At 49.9% G+C, this 18,909-nt stretch carries 13 protein-coding genes; 10 read left to right on the plus strand and 3 right to left on the minus strand.

Annotated features, from left to right (window positions below):
- The first annotated feature begins 41 nt into the window (after positions 1-41).
- The 3 genes from BMW71_RS16915 to BMW71_RS16925 are packed head-to-tail and all read left to right on the plus strand — an operon-like array spanning position 42 to position 4,424.
- Positions 42-2,531, plus strand: coding sequence for a glycosyltransferase family protein (locus BMW71_RS16915; protein WP_317041159.1), 2,490 nt, complete (start codon positions 42-44; stop codon positions 2,529-2,531).
- Positions 2,528-3,583, plus strand: coding sequence for a glycosyltransferase family 4 protein (locus BMW71_RS16920; RefSeq protein WP_092176658.1), 1,056 nt, complete (start codon positions 2,528-2,530; stop codon positions 3,581-3,583). Before BMW71_RS16915 ends, BMW71_RS16920 begins: the two co-directional genes overlap by 4 nt.
- The gene (locus BMW71_RS16925; RefSeq protein WP_092176661.1) at positions 3,567-4,424 is read left to right on the plus strand and encodes an FkbM family methyltransferase; all 858 of its coding nucleotides are present in this window, start codon (positions 3,567-3,569) and stop codon (positions 4,422-4,424) included. Before BMW71_RS16920 ends, BMW71_RS16925 begins: the two co-directional genes overlap by 17 nt.
- Here BMW71_RS16925 and BMW71_RS16930 read toward each other — a convergent pair whose 3' ends face one another.
- Positions 4,425-7,379, minus strand: coding sequence for a T9SS type B sorting domain-containing protein (locus tag BMW71_RS16930; protein WP_092176664.1), 2,955 nt, complete (start codon positions 7,377-7,379; stop codon positions 4,425-4,427).
- A gap of 195 nt (positions 7,380-7,574) precedes the next feature.
- On the opposite strand from BMW71_RS16930, the gene BMW71_RS16935 reads away from it, so the two are divergent.
- On the plus strand, positions 7,575-9,065 hold the full coding sequence (locus BMW71_RS16935; protein WP_092176666.1) for a lipopolysaccharide biosynthesis protein: 1,491 nt from the start codon (positions 7,575-7,577) through the stop codon (positions 9,063-9,065).
- Here BMW71_RS16935 and BMW71_RS16940 read toward each other — a convergent pair.
- A complete protein-coding gene (locus BMW71_RS16940) occupies positions 9,062-10,348 on the minus strand; it encodes a glycosyltransferase family 4 protein (RefSeq protein ID WP_092176669.1) in 1,287 nt (428 codons plus the stop codon). The two genes, BMW71_RS16935 and BMW71_RS16940, sit on opposite strands and share 4 nt — an antisense overlap.
- 63 nt (positions 10,349-10,411) lie before the next feature.
- Positions 10,412-11,878, minus strand: a complete 1,467-nt coding sequence (locus BMW71_RS16945; RefSeq protein ID WP_092176671.1) for an NADP-dependent isocitrate dehydrogenase — start codon at positions 11,876-11,878, stop codon at positions 10,412-10,414.
- Between the two features lie 314 nt (positions 11,879-12,192).
- On the opposite strand from BMW71_RS16945, the gene BMW71_RS16950 reads away from it, so the two are divergent.
- The 6 genes from BMW71_RS16950 (at position 12,193) to BMW71_RS16975 (ending at position 18,880) form a co-directional block, all read left to right on the plus strand.
- On the plus strand, positions 12,193-12,978 hold the full coding sequence (locus BMW71_RS16950) for an enoyl-CoA hydratase/isomerase family protein (RefSeq protein ID WP_092176674.1): 786 nt from the start codon (positions 12,193-12,195) through the stop codon (positions 12,976-12,978).
- 18 nt (positions 12,979-12,996) lie between these two features.
- Positions 12,997-14,526 (plus strand): lipopolysaccharide biosynthesis protein, encoded by a 1,530-nt coding sequence (locus BMW71_RS16955; RefSeq protein ID WP_092176676.1) that lies wholly within the window; start codon positions 12,997-12,999, stop codon positions 14,524-14,526.
- Positions 14,516-14,947 carry a dUTP diphosphatase gene (dut, locus tag BMW71_RS16960; RefSeq protein WP_092176679.1) on the plus strand — a complete coding sequence of 144 codons (432 nt, stop codon included), beginning with the start codon at positions 14,516-14,518 and terminating at the stop codon, positions 14,945-14,947. The genes BMW71_RS16955 and dut overlap by 11 nt, the downstream gene beginning before the upstream one ends.
- A 193-nt stretch (positions 14,948-15,140) precedes the next feature.
- A complete protein-coding gene (locus BMW71_RS16965) occupies positions 15,141-16,886 on the plus strand; it encodes a tetratricopeptide repeat protein (RefSeq protein ID WP_092176681.1) in 1,746 nt (581 codons plus the stop codon).
- Complete coding sequence (locus BMW71_RS16970; protein WP_092176684.1) at positions 16,879-17,622, plus strand: lipoprotein insertase outer membrane protein LolB1; 744 nt, start codon at positions 16,879-16,881, stop codon at positions 17,620-17,622. Before BMW71_RS16965 ends, BMW71_RS16970 begins: the two co-directional genes overlap by 8 nt.
- Positions 17,591-18,880, plus strand: a complete 1,290-nt coding sequence (locus BMW71_RS16975; protein ID WP_092176687.1) for a murein hydrolase activator EnvC family protein — start codon at positions 17,591-17,593, stop codon at positions 18,878-18,880. Before BMW71_RS16970 ends, BMW71_RS16975 begins: the two co-directional genes overlap by 32 nt.
- Positions 18,881-18,909: the final 29 nt, after the last annotated feature.

Here is an 18,909-nt window from a genome sequence, read left to right on the forward strand (position 1 = left end):
GGGGCGTTCGCCGGGAATCAATCCCACGTACCAATATTCCCATGAATTTGCTTAATTTGCACGGCATACTTATCGAAGAACGCAGACCAACCTTTTGGATCATGGATTTTACAAAGAAAAACACGATTGTCCCGCATTTTTTGGCCATACTTTCCTTTTATCTACTCGTGGTGGCCTACTTTTCTCCCCTGGTATTTGAAGGGAAAATGATGTTTCAAACCGATATCCTGCAGTGGGAAGGTTCCGCCAAAGAGCTGCTTGACCACCGCGAAGGCACCGGGGAAGAAGCCTTGTGGACCAACCGAATGTTTGGCGGCATGCCCGCTTACCTGATCCACCTCGATCCAAAGGGAGACTTTACCAATACCCTACTAAAGGTTTTTACGCTGGGATTACCGCACCCCATCAGTGCCCTGTTTTTTGGCATGACTGCCATGTACCTGCTCTTGCTGGGATTTCGGGTACGCCCGCTGGTAGCCGTCCTGGGTGCCTGGGCATTTGCGTTCAATACTTTTAACTTCCTGAGCCTGGAGGCTGGACACAATGCAAAAATATGGGCCGTATGCCTCATTCCCTTACTTCTGACGGGCGTTCACCTGGCCTTTCATGGGAAAAAATTGCTGGGCATTGCCCTGACGGCGCTTGCCGTATTGCTCCAACTCAAGTTCAACCACCTGCAAATCACCTATTATACGCTAATCCTGGTAATCGGCTACGGCATCGCACAGCTATTGGTCTTTTTTCGGGAAAAACGCTTGCCCGAGTTTGCAAAAATCACCGCTTTCTTGCTGGCTGCGGCCATCGTGGGTGGATTGGGAAATTTGGCGCGCCTGTCCTCCGTATTGGAATACGGCGCCTATTCCATCCGGGGAGAAAGTAACTTGCCGCAGGCGGGACAAAACACCAGCGGGCTGGACCGGGAATACGCATTTAACTGGTCCAACGGAAAACTAGAATCCTTTACCTTGCTGATTCCCAATTATTTTGGGGGTGCCAGTCAGCAACCCCTTCCCGAAGATTCAAAATCGGAACAAGCGCTGCGCGCACAGGGAGCAGACCCCGCACAAATCAATCAATTTGTACAGAATGCCCCCACCTATTGGGGAGACCAACCCTTTACCGGAGGCCCCATTTACGGTGGAGTCATACTGGTGTTTTTCTTTGTATTGGGCCTGTTTTTTGCTCCTGCCCCCTACCGCAACGTCTTTCTTACCCTTACCTTGCTGAGCCTGATGCTCTCCTGGGGAAAAAACCTTGCCTGGTTTAATTTCACGCTGTTTGATTACCTTCCCGGATACAACAAGTTCCGGGCCGTGTCCATGGCACTGGGAATCACGCTATTCCTCGTCCCCTTACTCGGGGCGCTGGGGTTGGAAAACCTGCTGCAAAAACCCCAGACGCCGCAGACCAAAAAAGGCTTTTTTATGGCAGTGGGGATTACCGTCGGTTTGATCGTACTGGCAGTAGTCATTGCCTTTGGTTTGAACTTTCAGGGGGCCAATGCTGCCGGTTACCCCGATTGGCTGCTAAATGCGCTGAAAGCTGACCGGCAGCGCCTGCTGCTTTCGGATGCCTACCATTCCTTGTTTTTTATCGGTGGGGCGGCCTTGTTGATTGCCCTGATACGCTACAAAACGCTGCCATCCCGATGGGCCTTGCTCGGAGTAGGTCTGCTGATTCTGATAGATGTATGGACCGTCAACAGGCGGTATCTGAACGAGGAAAGCTTTACCGAAGACCCAAGTGCGCAGCACTTTGCGCCAAGCCCGGCGGATCGCAAAATCCTTCAGGATAGCGGCTATTTCCGGGTACTAAACATTCAGAACCCCTTCAATGAAGCCCGGACCAGTTACTACTTCAACAGCATCGGTGGGTACCACGGTGCCAAAATGAGCCGGTACCAGGACCTTATCGAGCGGGTACTAACCCCCGAAATGAACGAATTTATCAAGAAAGCGCAGGAAGGAAATTTTGACTACGAGGCCATTCCGGTGCTCAACATGCTGAATACCCGATACATCCTGGCAGGCAGGGCAGAAAATGCCGTTTTTACCAATCCGGAGGCCAACGGCCCAGCCTGGTTTCCCGAGCGGATCGTTCCGGTCGGTTCCAACGAAGAAGAAATCAAAAAATTGGCCGAACTCCAAACCAAAACGGAGGCTACCGTTACTCCCGCCGATGGCGAAAACGTACCTGCGGCCGGGAGTGGAATCCTAACGCTGGAGAGTCGGGGTCCCGACCAGCTCAGCTATACTGCCAAGGTGGACAAAGCCGGACTGGCGGTGTTTTCGGAAATTTACTACCCCAAGGGATGGAAGGCCTTTGTCAACGGGACCGAAACGGACATCCACCGGGTGAATTATTTGTTGCGCGGCATCGTGCTGCCGGAGGGTGAGGTGGACGTAGAGATGGTTTTTCAGCCCGACCGCTACTACCAAACCCGTACCTTATCGACTATCTTTCAATATGCGGTGGTTTTGCTGCTACTCGCTGGCGGCTACCTGGAAACGAAAAACCGCTTCCAGGCATGAAGAAAAAAAACCTGCTTTTTGTCACCCCCTTCTTCCCTTCGTTTGTGCGGAGTGACATTCAGCTGCTTCAAGAAACCCATGCCGTCCGTATCAACAGGTACCCCTGGCAGCACAAAGCCCTGGCTCCCCTGTTCTTTTTTCTTCAGTTTTTTTCGGTGCTGTACCACATTTTCAGAACCGATGCGGTCCTGATAAGTTTTGGTGGGTACTGGTCGGTCTGGCCGGCTGTATTCGGGAAGCTCTTTCGAAAAAAAACGCTGATCATCTTGCATGGAACGGATTGCGCTTCCATCCCGGAATTAGGCTACGGCAGCCTAAGGATTCCGTTGCTAAAAATGGCTTGCGGGCTTTCGTACCGGTATGCCAGCGACCTGGTACCTGTAAGCGAATCGCTTGCCGGAACGGAGCTGGATTTTGATCCCGCCATTCGTAACCGATTCCAGGGAATACGCCACCACTTCCCTGCTGTCACCACGCCGATACACGCCGTACACAACGGCTTTGACCCGGACGCCTGGCCGTTTGAGCAGGTCGAAAACAAAGCCCCGGGCTCCTTTCTGGCGGTCATGTCTGCTGCGCAGTACCGGTTGAAGGGAGGAGACCTGATCGCAGCAGTGGCTCCCTCGTTTCCCGAGTATCAGTTTACCATCGTGGGAATGGATGCACCCGAAACGACCCATCCGGTCAACCTGCGTTTTGTGGGAAAAGTACCCCAGGCAGCATTGGCCCGGCTTTACCGCCAAAACCGCTACTACCTGCAATTGTCCTCCTTTGAAGGATTTGGCTGCGCACTGGCGGAGGCCATGCTATCGGGTTGCATTCCGATCGGCTCTTCCGTCAATCATATCCCCGCCATCATAGGAAACAACGGGTTCGTCCTTAGTAAAAAAGATCCCGGCATGCTGCGCCAACTGATCCTTCAACTGGTAAACCTAACCGACCCCGAAAAATGGGCATTGAATGCCCGCAGGCACATCATAGCCAGCTACTCGCTTGCATTCAGAAAACAAGAACTCACCCAGCTACTACACGGTCATGCGAAACAGACTTGAAAACTTTCTCGCGGGCATTTCCCGCCAACTATTTCGGATTCCCGGTGGTTTTTTTATCGTCGTACTCCTCAAGCGAATCTTTCCCGCTCCCAATACCTCGCCATCCTGGAAAACCTTCCGATTTAGAGGCATGGTGTTTCGGGTAGACGTGTCAAAGGGCATGGGAAACGCAATTTTTTGGCGGGGAGCCCATGATTGGGGCCCGTTGTTTGTATTGGAACGAGTGTTGAAAAAAGGAGAAACGTTCATCGATATCGGGGCAAATCAAGGGGAATACACCTTGTGGGGATTGCGCAAAGTGGGGCCGGAGGGAAAGGTAATTGCCTACGAGCCATCCACCGCTATTTTTCAGCAACTGGAAGAAAATATCCGGCTGAACCCAAGGTACACGCAAGCGATAACCGCCCGTAAATTGGGGCTATCGGACCGTCCCGGAACGTTGAAATTGTATACCAAATCCGGAATCAACGAGGGGGTAAACAGCATGTTTCCCTCGGCTGAGCACGATGTGTTTTTAAACGAAATCGAATTATCCACCTTGGATAGCGAAGTGAGAAGATTGGGTTTGAAACGCGTGGATTGCCTAAAAATTGACGTGGAAGGCGCCGAGCTACCTGTTCTCAATGGAGCGGAGCAGACAATAAAAAAACACAAGCCCGTGATCATCGTAGAAATCAACCAGAGTTCCTGCAAGGCCGCAGGATACGAGGCCCTGGAGCTACTTCAATTTTTAGAAAATCTACACTACAACCTGTTTACGATCGGTCTTCGTGGAAAATTGATCCCCCTAAAAAAGGATGCCATTCCCGAATTTAGTAATACCATTGCGTTTCCCGTTTGATTAGTTGACGAGGCTGAATGAGCCCGCTTGTTGGTTTTCCACCGCTTGTGAATCGGTGTACCTAAGCTTGTACAAATAACTCCCAACCGGCATTTCGATTCCGTTGTGGGTACCATCCCAGCCCTTGCTGTGGATGTCTGAGGTAAAAAACAGCAGTTCTCCCCACCGGTTAAACACCCAAAACTGAAGCCCTTTCACCTCGGAAAAAACAGGGAAAAAGTAATCGTTGGGGCTATTCCCGTTTGGGCGGAAAGCAGTGGGTACCCTAAGAAAAAATCCGCTTATTTCTACATATTCTTCGTAGCTGGTCTGACAACCATTTTCGTCTGCCACGTCCAGCCGCACCAAATAGGTGCCACTTTCGCCATACCGCACAATGGGACGCTGTTGGGTACTTTCCTGGCCATTTCCAAAATCCCAATGAAACGAATGTCCCTCTCCTGAATCTACCTCAGCGAAAAACTGAATTTCGGAATTTTGAAACAACACTCCGGATTCGGTATAGGAGTCAGACGTGAAGGAAAAGGTCGCCTGCATGTCGGGATTCACTACTTGGGTTAGTTCAACGGTTTGACTTACCGTGCAGCCATTCAGGTCAGCAAGGGTAAGTTGGTACACGCCGTCCGCCAAATCAGGGATTAGATGCTGTCCACTTTCCGGGATCACAACTTGTTCAGAAAAAGTGCTCGCGGTACCACTTTCTCCTACAATATCCAGTACAAAAGGTGAGTTTTCGCCCTCGACCGCTAGCACAATCATTCCAACGGCGTCCTGATCGCAACCCAGGTCCAGGGTGCTTTCACTTTCCACAACCTCCAGCGCAAAAACCGGAGGGTCGGGTACGATTAGTGTGGTTTCGTCACTGCAACCCAGGGAGTCTGTCACTTTCACCGTGTATTCACCCGGTGCAACACCTGTTAAGGTAGCGGTGGTAGCCTTGGTGGGGTCGTTCCACAGATACGAAAAAGGCGCCATTCCGCCAGTCACCGATACGCCGATTTCGTTTTCGTTCTCCGGTCCACAGGTAGTCGAAATAGTCAGCTCTGGCACCAGCGATAAATCATTCTTGTATAAAGTAAACGCCTGGTAGCAGTCGCTCTCGGGAGAAGGTAAGGCATAGAGCGTCAATTCATCGGTATCCATTGCAAGGGACTGCCCCAAAACAACCCCTTGTTCACCCGGATTATTGGGTGGACTCTCGTAAAAATCAGTACCCTCTGGGAAAAATCCAGCAAAGCTGCCAACGATCACCCGATTGGTTTCCGAAACGCATACCGGAATCTCCAAACCATTTGAATTCCATCCACAGTTCTCTTCGAGAAACGGGTTGCTCGCAACCTCAAAAACCAGCGGGCCAGGGATGGATTGGTTAAAGCAGGTCTCTGATTGGTTGTAACCCGTAATAAAAGGTATAGGATCAAGGGGAGTTTGGGTGAGCGCATTGTCTCCAAACAGCGTACCGTCAATGGCTACTTCACCGTTACAGATCAGCATTAGTTCTGAACAGTTTTCCGAAACCTCTACCACATAATCAAACGTACCCACTACATCCTGATTGTCTTCCGTTACCGGTAATTGCCCCATTTCCCATACGATCGTCCCGGCGGGTCCACGCGCTGGTTCAAATGAAAAAGCGCCATTGGAGTTTTCGTCAAGAAGTAAATTCGGAGCAGCCTGCGAAAACGTGAGGCCTTCCGGTAATGGTATTTCAAGCCTGGATCGATCTACCGCGATCTCACCATTATTTTTTACGGTTGCCCTGAATTCCAACGCATCGCCAGGGAAGATCTCGGGGGACACTTCGTTTACGGCGATTCCATTTATCGAAATCAATTCGTGAAAAGTCTCCACCTCCACATCATTTGCATCAATGGCCATGGTGATGTTGTAGATAACATACACGTCCCAGGTGGACCCATACCGGAATCGGGTACGCGTTTGGTTGTTTCCTAGTATTCCATTGTTCGGATTATCGATTTCAATGATAGCAATATCCATTCCCGTGTTGTTTTTCAGGTTCGGATTTCTGGGATTCCCTCCGGTGTAAATGGAGGAGTTAAAGAAATTAGAAACGTCGTTATTTCCATGGCTCAGTCTTTCAAAATCGTTCGTCTCCCCTCGTTCGATTGCAAAATAATCGCCATCTGCACCTACGTCCCCCTCACCTGCCATTACCCCCAATTTCACATGTACATCTCCACTTTCCGTCGCTGAAAAACCAGATACGTCTATGTCATAGAAGGCTGCGCCCTGACCTCTTACAAATGCATAGCCATCAAAAACGGAAACGTCTCTTTTTTTCATGACCGGATTTTCATATACAACTACCATTCCCCAGCCTCCATAGTGATAATTTGTACCTTCGATCAACCCAATATCTGCAACCGTATAGGCTCCTTCTCCCCAGGCCCGTACCCACTCGGTAACGTCCTTGTATCCGACAAACAACCCCAGATCCTCGTTGAGGGAAGCAGGATACCTGATCTCGTTATCAGCTGCTTCAAGTTCTAGGTATTCTTGCTGACCCGGCCCTTTGAATTTCACTTTTCGTTTGTCAAACGGTTTGCGGAAGATACCTTTGGTCACATCAAACGTAACATCTGAGGGTCCTCTTCCTGACCAGTACAAGCCAGCAAACAAAACCCTGGAGCAAGCGGAATTGGCACCATTTTCTTCAGAAAACTGAAGGGTGGCCGTCGAACTGTTAAACGTCTCCGGGTCATTGTCCACATCGACGAATACCATCATCCCGTCGTTCATCAAATCCTCTCCGTAATTCGACAAGGTCATATTCGTATTACCGATCATGGAGAAATCACCGTTGATACTGTAAATGGACCGGGATGGAGAGAGAATGGACGTCCGTTCTGAAAAGTCAATTCTGACCTGCGAAAATAAGGTCTCGGTACCCATAAAAAACAAGAAAATAAGACCTGCGAAAAATTGCCTCTTCATAATTCCCTACAAAACCGATGCGCGTAACTCAACTTTAAATTGCAAGAATACTACAAAATCTAGTTTTTCCATGCCTCTTGTCAAATTAATTTTCTAGTACAAAGACCAGTAATTAAAATCCAGTAAATAGACCCAAATTTCATGAATACCGGATACCTTTACTTTTTAGGTTTTATGTAATCCGTACTCGTCACTTTGGATAAACTAGCCAAACAAAGCATCCTCACCACCATCTCGGCCTACCTTGGCGTGGTCATCGGGTATTTTAACCTGCTGTGGCTGCTACCGTTTGTGTTGGAACCGGAGCAAATTGGCCTGTTTAAAACCATACAGGACATGGCCCTGCTGCTGATGCCCTTTGCGCAGATGGGGGTGGGTAATGGAATCACCCGGTTTTTCCCACAAGTAAAAAACGATCCACATTCCTTCTTTACCTTTAGCCTGTTTCTGGGACTGGTAGGCTACACGCTGGTTTTGTTTCTTTTTATCCTGTTTAAGGAGCCACTCACGGCTGCATTTTCCGAAAAAGCGCCGGAAGTAAACGAATACCTGCTGGTAGCCCTGCTGATCACGTTTTTGTCGGTGGTCAACAGCCTGTTGGATGCGTTCAGCCGCTCCTACTTGAAGATCGCCATCCCCTCCCTGATTCGGGATGTGCTCTTGCGCCTGTTGATGGGACTACTGGTGCTCGGCTATTTTTTTGAGGGGTACTCCTTTCCGCAAATGATCTGGGGAATGGGGCTTGTGTATTTTCTCACCGTGCTGAGCATGCTGGTATACATGCGGAAAGCCGGCATGCTGAACCTAAAATTTGACTGGGCCGGGATACCCAATTCGCTAAAAAAGGCCTTTTTCAGGTACAACAGCATCACCCTGCTGGGGACGGCAGGAGCCCTGCTGATTATGAAAATCGACAGCCTGATGGTGAGTTCCATGATCGGCCTGGATGCCAATGCCGTGTATACCATTGGCTTTTCCATTGCGGTGGTGATCGAAATGCCCCGAAGAGCGATTTCCCAGGTGGCCATGCCGGTCATTTCGGGTAAATTCGCCGACAATCGGCTGGATGAAATCAATGCCCTGTACAAGAAAATCGCGGTGCATCAATTATTGGTATGCGGTCTGGTCTTTCTATTGATCTGGGTTAACATCGATACCCTGTACCATTTTGTACCCAATCGCTCGGTCTACGAAGCAGGGAAATGGGTGGTGCTGCTCATCGGGCTGGGAAAACTGACAGACGTGGTCTTTTCGGTCAATGGAGAAATCATTGTCTTTTCCCGGTTTTACCTGTTCAATATCACGGCCACCCTCCTGATGGCGGCTGCGGTGGTGGTGTTTAACCTGGTTTTGATTCCGCGCTACGGCATCGAGGGGGCGGCATTTGCCTCGCTGCTCGCCATGTTTTTTTACAATTTGCTGAAGTTTTTCTATGTGAAAGCCAAGCTTGGATTCAACCCCTTTACCAAAGCGGTGTTTCAGCTGCTGTTTGCCGGAGGCCTAAGCTGGGTGGTGGCGGGTCTTTTGCTGCCCAAAATGGATACCATCTTGCTGGACTTACTGCTGCGAAGTGGCCTGCTACTGCTCGTTTACCTCTCGCTGGTGCATTGGCTAAACGCCGCTCCAGAGGCAGAAAAGTGGCTGCGAGACCGGGCAGGCAGGTGGCTGAAATCGGGTAGCAACTAAGCATTCAGCATCCCCTGCAACAGGTCGGCAAGTTGCCGGGTCAGGTTCCGCCGGTGAAATCGCTGCCCTTGGTTTTCCTGCTTTTTCGCCTCAGGTAGGCTACGCAGGTCGGACAGGTAACCTATCAGCCCGGCAATATCCTCATGGGCGAATACCTTACCCGCTCCCGCCTGCGCGATAATTTTTGCCGCATCCCCTTCCGGGTCGCCCATCCCGATGATCTCCCTTCCGGTAGCCATGTATTCAAAAAGCTTCCCGGGAATATTGCCCCGGGCATTTTTAGTCTGGGTCAGTATCAGCAATAGTCGATGCGCTTTTTCGTAGTAGGAAAACACCTCGCCGTGATTCAGGTAGCCGGTGAGATGCAGGTGCTCTTGCAGCCAATCGTCCTCCCGAATCCGATCTTGAAGCTGCTGGCTTACTTTTCCAACAAAGGTTAGGCGTACCCGATTCCGGCTGGAACCAAAAACTTCCTTCAAGGCCTGCAAAAAAGGAAACGGATTCCGTATACTGTCAATCACGCCCGTGTACACAATCTCCAGGATTTCACCCGGGTCGGCAGCTGGCGAAAAACCCGCCGGAAGGTCCTCCGGATCAAAGCCATTGGTCAGCACATGAAATTTTCGGGAAGCCAGCTGCTCCATTTCCCGGGCAAAGGTTGGCGAAATGGTCACCAGGGCATCTGCCTCCCGGAAAACCGACATTTCGAGTTTCCGGTGTTTATTCCTGGCCACTGACGTCAGCTTCAAGGTATCCAAAAACTCCCAGGTTGACCAGGGATCGCGAAAATCCGCCAGCCAGGGCGTACCGGTTTTTCGCTTCAGGTTTCTACCGATCAGGTGCATGCTGTGGGGAGGGCCGGTGGTGATGATGGCCTCAAACGCGTTGTCTTCCCAAATGCGCTGCAAAAACTCAACGGAGGGCTTTACCCAGAATCGTCTTGGATCGGGTATCAGGGCATTTCCCCGCAACCATACGGCAACTTGATCCAGCAAGGAGGGCGCTTTCTGTTCCAGAATACGGGAAGTATCTTTGATTTCCCCTTTCCTGATTCGCCTAAAAAGCTGGTAAGGTTCCCATATGGGGAACTTCATCACTTCGGTATCCGCTCCTACTTTTGCTTCAAGAGAATGGTCTTGCAAGGCAAAATCGGGGTTTTCCGGGGTAAAAATTACGGGCTGCCAGCCGAATTCCGGCAGAAATTTAGAAAACTTAAGCCAACGTTGTACGCCCGATCCGGCGCTTGGGGGCCAGTAATACGTGATGATCAATACCCGCTTCATACCTTAACTAAGCAAGGCCTGCAGGTTGAAACCCAACCCGCAGGCAATCGTGAACGCCCGCATTTATTCCCCTTGCGCCAGGGAAAAACCCCTGACCCCGTCAAACGTGTACAAATTTTCGGTCTTGATAAAGTCAAACCCCAGTTGTTTGACCTGCTGTAAGACATCGATCAACTGCTCATGGCTGATGGCACTCTCGTCGGCATTAAAAAACCGGACCCGCCAATGATCCGAACAGAAGGTTTCTTTCATTCCGCCCGGATACACCCGCACGCCCCTGTTGGTGATCAATTGCATTTTTAGGCCGGCGGCATCTACTGCCCGCAAGGCCTCGCCCAGCACGTTTGGATCCCGATCGTCTTCCTTCCAATCGATGAAAACATCCAGTCCTATCAGTACTTTTTTGGAGGTTTTACCAGGGCCAATGGCCAGGGCCGCTTTCAGTTCCTGCTCAGACCGGGTAGACCTGGGAAAAGATGCTTTTTTCATGGTTACGGGTGCTTTACCTATTCGTTCTACGACAGCGGCTGCAAATTCCTGGGTTCCGACCCGCTTTTTGCTGATGCTTTCCTGATAAATATCCCCGGTGTGGATGCCGTCCTCCAGGGTTCGCATCCAGGCATTGCTAATCGTTTCAGCCACAGCCGGCTGCCCGATATGCACCAGCATCATGATGGCGCCGTTGATCAGTCCGGAAGGATTGGCAATATCCCTTCCGGCGATATCCGGAGCGGAACCGTGGATGGCTTCAAACATGGCCACTTCCTCTCCTATATTCGCTGACCCACCCAGGCCTACGGAACCGGTAATCTGAGCGGCGACGTCGGAAATGATGTCCCCGTATAGGTTCAATGTCACGATCACGTCAAACATCTCTGGCCGGTCGGCGATCAATGCGGTACCAATATCGATGATCTTATGATCCGTTTGAATATCCGGATACTCCCTGGCTACTTCGTTAAAAACCTGACGAAATATACCGTCCGCCATCTTCATGATGTTGTCTTTGGTCATGCAGGTGACCCGTTTGCGATTGTTCATGCGTGCATATTCGAACGCGTACCGAACAATCTTCTCGCTTCCCGGTCGCGAGATCAATTTGAGGCATTGGTAGACCTCCTCAGTTTGCCGGTGTTCGATGCCTGCATACAGATCTTCCTCGTTTTCGCGAATAATCACCATATCGGTCTCCGGGAAATGCGTGCGAATGAAGGGGGAATAGGCCTTGCAAGGCCGGACATTGGCGTACAGGCCCAATGTTTTTCGAGTCGTTACATTCAGACTCTTAAACCCTCCTCCCTGAGGCGTGGTAATGGGCGATTTTAAAAACACCTTTGTTTCGCGTAGCGAATCCCAGGCACTGGGCTCAATTCCGGAACTAATCCCTTTCAGGTATACCTGCTCTCCGATTTCGATGACTTCAGTTTCTATGGCTGCGCCTGCAGCCTCCAAAATGGAAAGGGTGGCCGTCATGATTTCAGGACCGATTCCATCCCCATAGGCAACTGTAATTTTTCTTTTGTCGGACATATAATTTGATCTCGTTAGGTTTTAAGATGGTACAAAAATAGGAAAAATTGGTACAGTAACATTTCAAGTGCTCGTTTATTAAGTAGGAATACGAAGATTCACCCGGCCAGCGCGGTAAGCGCATACCGGTAGCGCGCATTTCTCCGTCAAATTTTTGGCGGTTTTGGATTTGAACAACTGATTTATAAATTCAAACGGCATTTTTTTAATTATTTATTTTATATGTCCGTTTCTGCCAATCACGATTTTTAACCGAATCTTTTGTGATTGTTTGCACTCCTCGTATATTTGAGCCGTATCATTGAAGAATTGGAATGGCAGAACAAAAAAATATTCTTTTCGAAACGAAAGACGGAATACTTTACCTGACCATCAGCCGGGAGTCCAAACTCAACGCCCTAAACTTCAACACCTTGGAGGAGTTGAAAAACATTTTCAACGAGGTGAACGATAACAAATCCATCCGTGGTGTTATCATTACCGGAGCGGGAGATAAGGCGTTTGTGGCAGGTGCTGACATCAATGAAATTTCGGAGCTCAACGAACTCAATGCCCGGAAATTTGCTGAATTTGGTCAGGAGGTTTTCGAAATCATTGAATCCTGCCATAAACCAGTGGTGGCCGTGGTCAACGGCTATGCCCTCGGAGGGGGCTGCGAACTGGCGATCGCCTGTCACATGCGCATTGCGACGACCAATGCCAAATTTGGGCAGCCAGAAGTGAATTTGGGCCTCATCCCCGGCTATGGCGGAACGCAGCGGCTCACCCACCTGATCGGAAGAACCAAAGCCACGGAGATTTTGATGACGGGAGATATGCTCGACGCCAATGAAGCTAAGGCACTCGGACTCCTAAATCACGTTGAAGCCACCAAAGAGGAAGCCATCGCCAAGGCCGAAGAAATCTTGAAAAAAATCATGAGCAAGGCCCCGCTCTCCATCGGAATGATCGTGGATTGCGTCAATGCGGTTTTTGCCAACGACGAAAACGGCTACCAGATCGAAGCCAATAGCTTTGCCAGGTGTGTCAAATCGGAAGATTACCGAGAGGGCACCAAAGCCTTCCTGGAAAAAAGAAAACCTAACTTCAAAGGGGAATAATCCCCTTTTTTATTTTTTATGGGGCTGTTAAAAAAATTAGCCGGGCAATCTGCCATCTATGGTGTCAGTAGTATTCTGGGAAAATCCATCAACTTTTTACTGGTCCCCCTGTATACCGGTTACCTACCCAAAGAAGATCTCGGTTCCTTCACCATTCTGTACGCGTTGATTGCGTTTCTTAACGTGGTGTTTACCTTTGGCATGGAGACCTCCTTTTTCCGTTTTTCCACGGGCAAAGGTTTGCCTCCCGAAAAGGTTTACCGAAATACGCAGTCACTGGTCTGCCTCGTTGCCCTGGCCCTGGGATTAATCCTGTATCTGGCCGCAGCACCGCTGGCCGATTTTTTCGATTTTTCCGGAAAAGCCCACCTGTTTCAATGGGCCGCGCTGATTCTCACCATTGATGCCCTGATGGCCATCCCTTTTGCCAAATTGAGGCTGGACGGCCGGGCCGTCACCTTTGCCACGGTCAAACTGGCGAACATCTTCCTCAACGTGGGATTCAATATCTTGTTTATCGTCGTTGCTTTTCACGTGGTAAATGGGGACATCCTTCCGGATTTGCAGCCCTGGGTCAACCAATGGTACCGGCCGAATGGGGGAGTGGATTACATTGTATTAGCAAACGTCCTGGCCAACTTCCTGATTTTACCGCTGGTGTGGAAACTCGTAGGCACCTGGAAGTTTGAGCTCAAGGCGTCCATACTGGCCCCCATGTGGCAGTATGCCCTACCGCTGCTTTTTATGGGGCTGGCCGGGGTGACCAACGAGGTCTTTTCCCGGGGGCTTTTTGAATACGCCCTCCCGGAAAACAACTACCCGCAGCTGAGTGCACGGGAAGCAGGCGGAGTATTCGGAGCGAATTTTAAGCTAGCCATCATCATGAGCCTGATCATTCAGGCATTTAAATACGCCGGCGAACCCTTTTTCTTTCAACAATCCGAAAATAAAAACAACCCACAGCTATTTGCCCGGGTCATGCACTGGTTCATTATCTTCTGTTCGGCACTCATGGTGGCAGTGGCAGTCAACCTAACGCTAATCGGCAGCCTCTTTTTTCAGGCCGACGGGTACGAAATCGCCCTTCCCATGGTCCCCATCTTACTGATGGGCTACCTGCTGTTAGGGGTATATTACAACCTGAGTATTTGGTTTAAGATCACCGATCAGACCCGCTACAGTTTTTACATTACCTTTGCGGGAGCGGTGGTCACCGTGCTCATCATCCTGACCCTGGTGCCGGTCCTCGGGTTTATCGGCGGGGCACTCAGCACCCTGGGATGCTACCTGACCATGGTGATTTTGTGTTACCTGACCGGTCAGAAATACTACCCCATACCCTATCAGACCGGCAAAGGTCTGAGCTACCTGGGAACGGCTTTTCTGTTTAGTTATGCCGGATTTTGGCTGGATACGGGGAATGTGGCCGTCGATTTTCTGCTACAAAATGGCGTATTTCTGGTGTTTTTGATACTGATTTTCTTCATGGAAAAAAAGGAACTATATTCACTATTTCATTCCATACGTAAGCGCAACCATGCAAATTAACGTCATCAATAAATCCAAACACCCCCTACCCGCCTACCAAACCGAATTGTCCGCCGGGCTGGACCTGCGGGCAAATCTTGATTCGCCGGTAGTACTGAAGCCCCTGGAGCGGCAATTGATCGGGACGGGCTTGTTTATCGAGCTTCCGGCCGGATACGAAGCCCAGATCCGTCCCAGGAGTGGTCTGGCCTTTAAATTTGGAGTGACGGTACTCAACAGCCCCGGGACGATCGATGCCGACTATCGGGGGGAAATTAAAATCCTGCTTGTCAATAATTCCAACACCGATTTTATCGTTCAGGATGGAGAACGGATAGCGCAGATGGTGGTAGCCAAACATGAGCAGATCCAATGGAATGCGGCCGAAACCCTGTCCGAAACCAACAGAGGATCAGGGGGCTATGGAAGCACCGGAAGGTAGTCCGGGTCGGCTTCCGGGGCACCAAGCGACAGGCCTCCTGGGAACCAATTGCCCGCATTAATTGTAAGAAAAGATGATATGAGCAACTCCTTCCGATCTTCTATTAAAACACCCGGAGCCGGGTACAGGCCCGGCAACTGCCTGTGCACAGCGGAAAGGAACGGGTAGCAGGTACTAAACAAGCAAACAATCAATGAATAAGTGGTATCAACGAACGGTAATCTGGTTTTTTTCTTTGCTGATTGCTGCCCTGATGGGGCCTGAGTCGGTCCTCGCACAGGAAAAACTAAGCCGTAAAGAACGAAAAACACAGAAAAAGGAGATGATGGCTGACCGGCTGTTTATCGAGGGGCAAAAACACCTGATGCTGGAGGAATACGAAAAGGCCTATTTTTATTTTACCAAGGCCCTGGAATTTGACGAGGAAGAATCCGCCATTTATTTCAAACTATCCGAAATGATGGTACGCGCCAACCAACCTGAGAAAGCATTGGATTACGGCCAACAGGCACTGGCCCTGGATCCTGACAACAAATACTATCACCTGCAATTGGCCGAAATTTACAACGAGCAAAACGAAAGCCGAAAAGCCGCAGAGATCCTCGAAAAATTAATGGAGCAGGATGGGAATTACCAGCAATACATCCTGGATTTGGCCTCCCTGTACCTGACCTTACATGAATTCGACAAAGCGCTGGACGCGCTGAACAAAGCGGAAGACTACTTTGGAGTGGTGGAACAACTGACAGCGCAAAAGCAACGCATTTACCTGCGGAAAAACAACCTGGAAATGGCGATCACCGAAGGCGAAAAGTTGATCGATGCCCATCCCGGCAATGCCCGGTACGTCCTCGCCCTGGTAGAAATCCTCTTCAACAATAACCGGAACGAGCAGGCCCTGGAGCTGGTATTGGAATCCATGGCTGCCTATCCGAATCAGCCCGAGTTGAAAATGGCGGCGCACAGCCTGTATCAGGAACAGGGCAACGTGAAGGAATCCAGAAAGTTTTTACTGGAGGGAATCAGCCATCCGGACCTGGACCCGTCCGCAAAAGCCCGCGCATTTTCGGGAATCCTCGCTCAATTGCAAAATTCGGCCCGCGACCAATGGCTGGATACCCTTGCTTCCCACATGGAACCCCTTCACCCCCGCGACCCGGAGGTACTGGCAGCGTTGGGAAATTGGAAGCTGCAACAGCGGGAGACCGAAGCGGCCGTTTCGTATTTCAAACGCTCGCTTCAGGAAGCCCCGGATAATGCGGAACTGTACCAAAAGTTAGTCCCCTTGATGTTTGAGGTCCAGGAGCCCTTCGATGCGATCGCGGACGTGGCCAGGGCCGCCACCGAATCCGCTCCGGAAAGTGCCGAACTTTGGTTCTACCTGGGCACGGCTCACTTGGGCAACAAGGAGAACGAAGCAGCAAAAACCGCATTGAGCAAAGCCCTTTCCTTAAATGGAGGCGCCAATCGACAATTATCCCTCATGGCGAATGCCCAACTTGGAGATGCCCTGCATGCACTTGGCGAAAAAGAGGCCGCTTTCGAAGCCTATGAAAAAGTTTTGGCAGAAAATAAAAATTATGAGCATATTTTAAATAATTATGCCTACTTTCTCTCTTTGGAAAAAAAGGAGTTGGAGAAGGCATACGAGATGTCGTTCAAATTGGTAAATCGATTCCCTGAAAACGCAACCTATCTGGACACCCACGCCTGGGTATTGTTCCAACAGGGCCGGTACGAAGAAGCCAAAGCCTACATGAAACGAGCGCTTGATCACCAGAAAGACCCAAGTGGCGTCATGTTCGAACATTACGGCGATATTTTATACAAGTTGGGGGAAAAAGAGCAGGCACTTACCTACTGGATCAAGGCTGAAGAAATGGAGGACACGTCGGAGTTTTTAACGTTAAAAATCCAAAACAAAACATATTATGAGTAAGGGTAAGTTAGTTGCCTTCGTTTTAGGCGCATTGATGGTCTTCTCTTGTGCAAGGAAACCCCTTTCCTTTAGCGCTGACCGAGTGATGGACGAATTTGAACCGTATTATTTGAATTACAACTACCTTACCGCAAAAGGAAAGGTCACCGTAGAAGAACAGGACGGAAAAATCACCAAAGGCACCCTAAACATCCGCGCAAAAAAAGACAGCATTATCTGGTTTAACATGTCGCCCGGGCTTGGAATAGAGGCGGTGAGGGGCTACATCAGCACCGATCAGATCAAAATACGGGACCGGATAAATGGCCAGAAAATTGATATGGGCTATCAGGAATTTCAGCAAAAATATGGAGTCCCCCTCTCCTTTTCCCTCTTCCAAAACCTGTTATTTGCCAATATCCCCCACGAATTCACCTACAGGGACCGGCTAATTCGGGTGGGAAAAACCTTTGAGCTGAGGCAAGAACGGGAAAACATCCTGTACAAAACACTCGTGGACGCCGGTCATGGAAAAGTAACCCAACTGGAAAGTGAGGCCTCAAAAACTCGATCGGGGAGCCTTTCCGCGTCTTACATGGACTTCCGGGACCTTCAGGGGCAACCGTTTCCCTATCAAGCCATTATTAAAATGGTGCTCAGCTTACCTCAGAAGCCCAAATCGAATTTTTTTGTGAATGCAGAAATGGTAAAAGTAGAACTAACGGATGACCCACTCAGCTTCCCATACAATTTTTAATTTCTTTCCCCGTAGTTTCGTATTTCTACTACTCTGCCTGCTTCTGTGGGTCCTGCCCACACCCAATTCCCAGGCACAGGTCACCGCAAGCAGGGCCGAACTGGAAGAAGAAAAGGCCAGAATCCAAAAAAGGCTGCGGGAATTCGATACGGTCTTGAAACGAACCACGGACGAAAAACGGGTATCCCTGAGCGAACTCCGCGCCGTCAACCAAAAGCTGGAAGCCAGAGAAAGCTACATTGCCACCCTAAACCGGGAGCTGCGCCTGGTAAAAACGGAAATCCGCCAAACCTCCAACCAAATCAATCGGCTCAGCAGCGAGTTGGAAAACCTCAGGGAAGAATATGCGCAAATGATCTACACCTCCTACAAACTAAATCAGGGGGTAAACCTGATTACGTTCATTTTTACATCCGCTACGTTTAAGCAGTTTTACATGCGGTTGAAATACCTGAAACAATACAGCGATGCACGAAAAAAACAGGTGGAACAAATGGAAAAAGTCAGCCGGGAACTGACCGAAAAGCAGGCTCAGCTAGAGAAACAAGAAGCCGGGCAACTGGCCGTGTTGGCCCAGGAAGAAGCCCAACGGAAGGAATTGAGCGCATTGAAACAAGAGCAGCAACAACTGGTCAATTCCCTCAGTCAAAAGGAAGAGGCATTGAAACAAGAAATCGCCGCTACCCGAAAACAGCAAGAAGAACTCAATCGGGTGATCAAGCGGGTAATCGAGGAAGAAATGCGCCTGGCCAAAGCCCGGGAGGAGAAGGAAAGCGGGAAAAGCAGCGAAGCTCCTGCCGCCCGCAACCTTCCGGCCACGCCGAGTACAAGTGCTTCGGCACTTTCCGCTTCCTTTGCCAGCAACCGGGGCAACATACCCTGGCCGGTAGAAACCGGATTTATATCCAAAAAATACGGGACCTTCCCCCACCCCACCCTAAAAGGAATCACCGAGACCAACGATGGCGTGGACATTCAAACAAATAACAATGCACCCGTAAAGGCCGTGTTTGCGGGAATCGTCACAAAAATCACTACGGTACCAGGCATGGGGGGGACCATCATCATCAAACATGGGGAGTTTTATACCATGTATAGCCGCTTAAAGACCATTGCTGTAAAATCAGGCCAGGAAGTGTCGACTTCCACCGTTATTGGCACCGTGTATACCGACAGCGATGGCCTGTCCGAGTTGCATTTTCAAACCTGGAAAGGCCTGCAAGTAATGGACCCAAGTATTTGGCTTTCTAGCAAATAATGCGTAAATTTTACCATAATTAGAAAAAA

The sequence above is a fragment of the Cyclobacterium xiamenense genome (genome assembly GCF_900109255.1).
GTDB lineage: Bacteria > Bacteroidota > Bacteroidia > Cytophagales > Cyclobacteriaceae > Cyclobacterium > Cyclobacterium xiamenense.

Bases quoted from the DNA above. Each gene is read 5' to 3' on its own strand.
- BMW71_RS16915 (WP_317041159.1), top strand. From the start codon at position 42: ATGAATTTGCTTAATTTGCACGGCATACTTATCGAAGAACGCAGACCA.
- BMW71_RS16950 (WP_092176674.1), top strand. From the start codon at position 12,193: ATGGCAGAACAAAAAAATATTCTTTTCGAAACGAAAGACGGAATACTT.
- BMW71_RS16970 (WP_092176684.1), top strand. From the start codon at position 16,879: ATGAGTAAGGGTAAGTTAGTTGCCTTCGTTTTAGGCGCATTGATGGTC.
- BMW71_RS16920 (WP_092176658.1), top strand. From the start codon at position 2,528: ATGAAGAAAAAAAACCTGCTTTTTGTCACCCCCTTCTTCCCTTCGTTT.
- BMW71_RS16940 (WP_092176669.1), bottom strand. From the start codon at position 10,348: ATGAAGCGGGTATTGATCATCACGTATTACTGGCCCCCAAGCGCCGGA.
- BMW71_RS16975 (WP_092176687.1), top strand. From the start codon at position 17,591: ATGACCCACTCAGCTTCCCATACAATTTTTAATTTCTTTCCCCGTAGT.
- dut (WP_092176679.1), top strand. From the start codon at position 14,516: ATGCAAATTAACGTCATCAATAAATCCAAACACCCCCTACCCGCCTAC.
- BMW71_RS16955 (WP_092176676.1), top strand. From the start codon at position 12,997: ATGGGGCTGTTAAAAAAATTAGCCGGGCAATCTGCCATCTATGGTGTC.
- BMW71_RS16930 (WP_092176664.1), bottom strand. From the start codon at position 7,379: ATGAAGAGGCAATTTTTCGCAGGTCTTATTTTCTTGTTTTTTATGGGT.
- BMW71_RS16925 (WP_092176661.1), top strand. From the start codon at position 3,567: ATGCGAAACAGACTTGAAAACTTTCTCGCGGGCATTTCCCGCCAACTA.
- BMW71_RS16945 (WP_092176671.1), bottom strand. From the start codon at position 11,878: ATGTCCGACAAAAGAAAAATTACAGTTGCCTATGGGGATGGAATCGGT.
- BMW71_RS16965 (WP_092176681.1), top strand. From the start codon at position 15,141: ATGAATAAGTGGTATCAACGAACGGTAATCTGGTTTTTTTCTTTGCTG.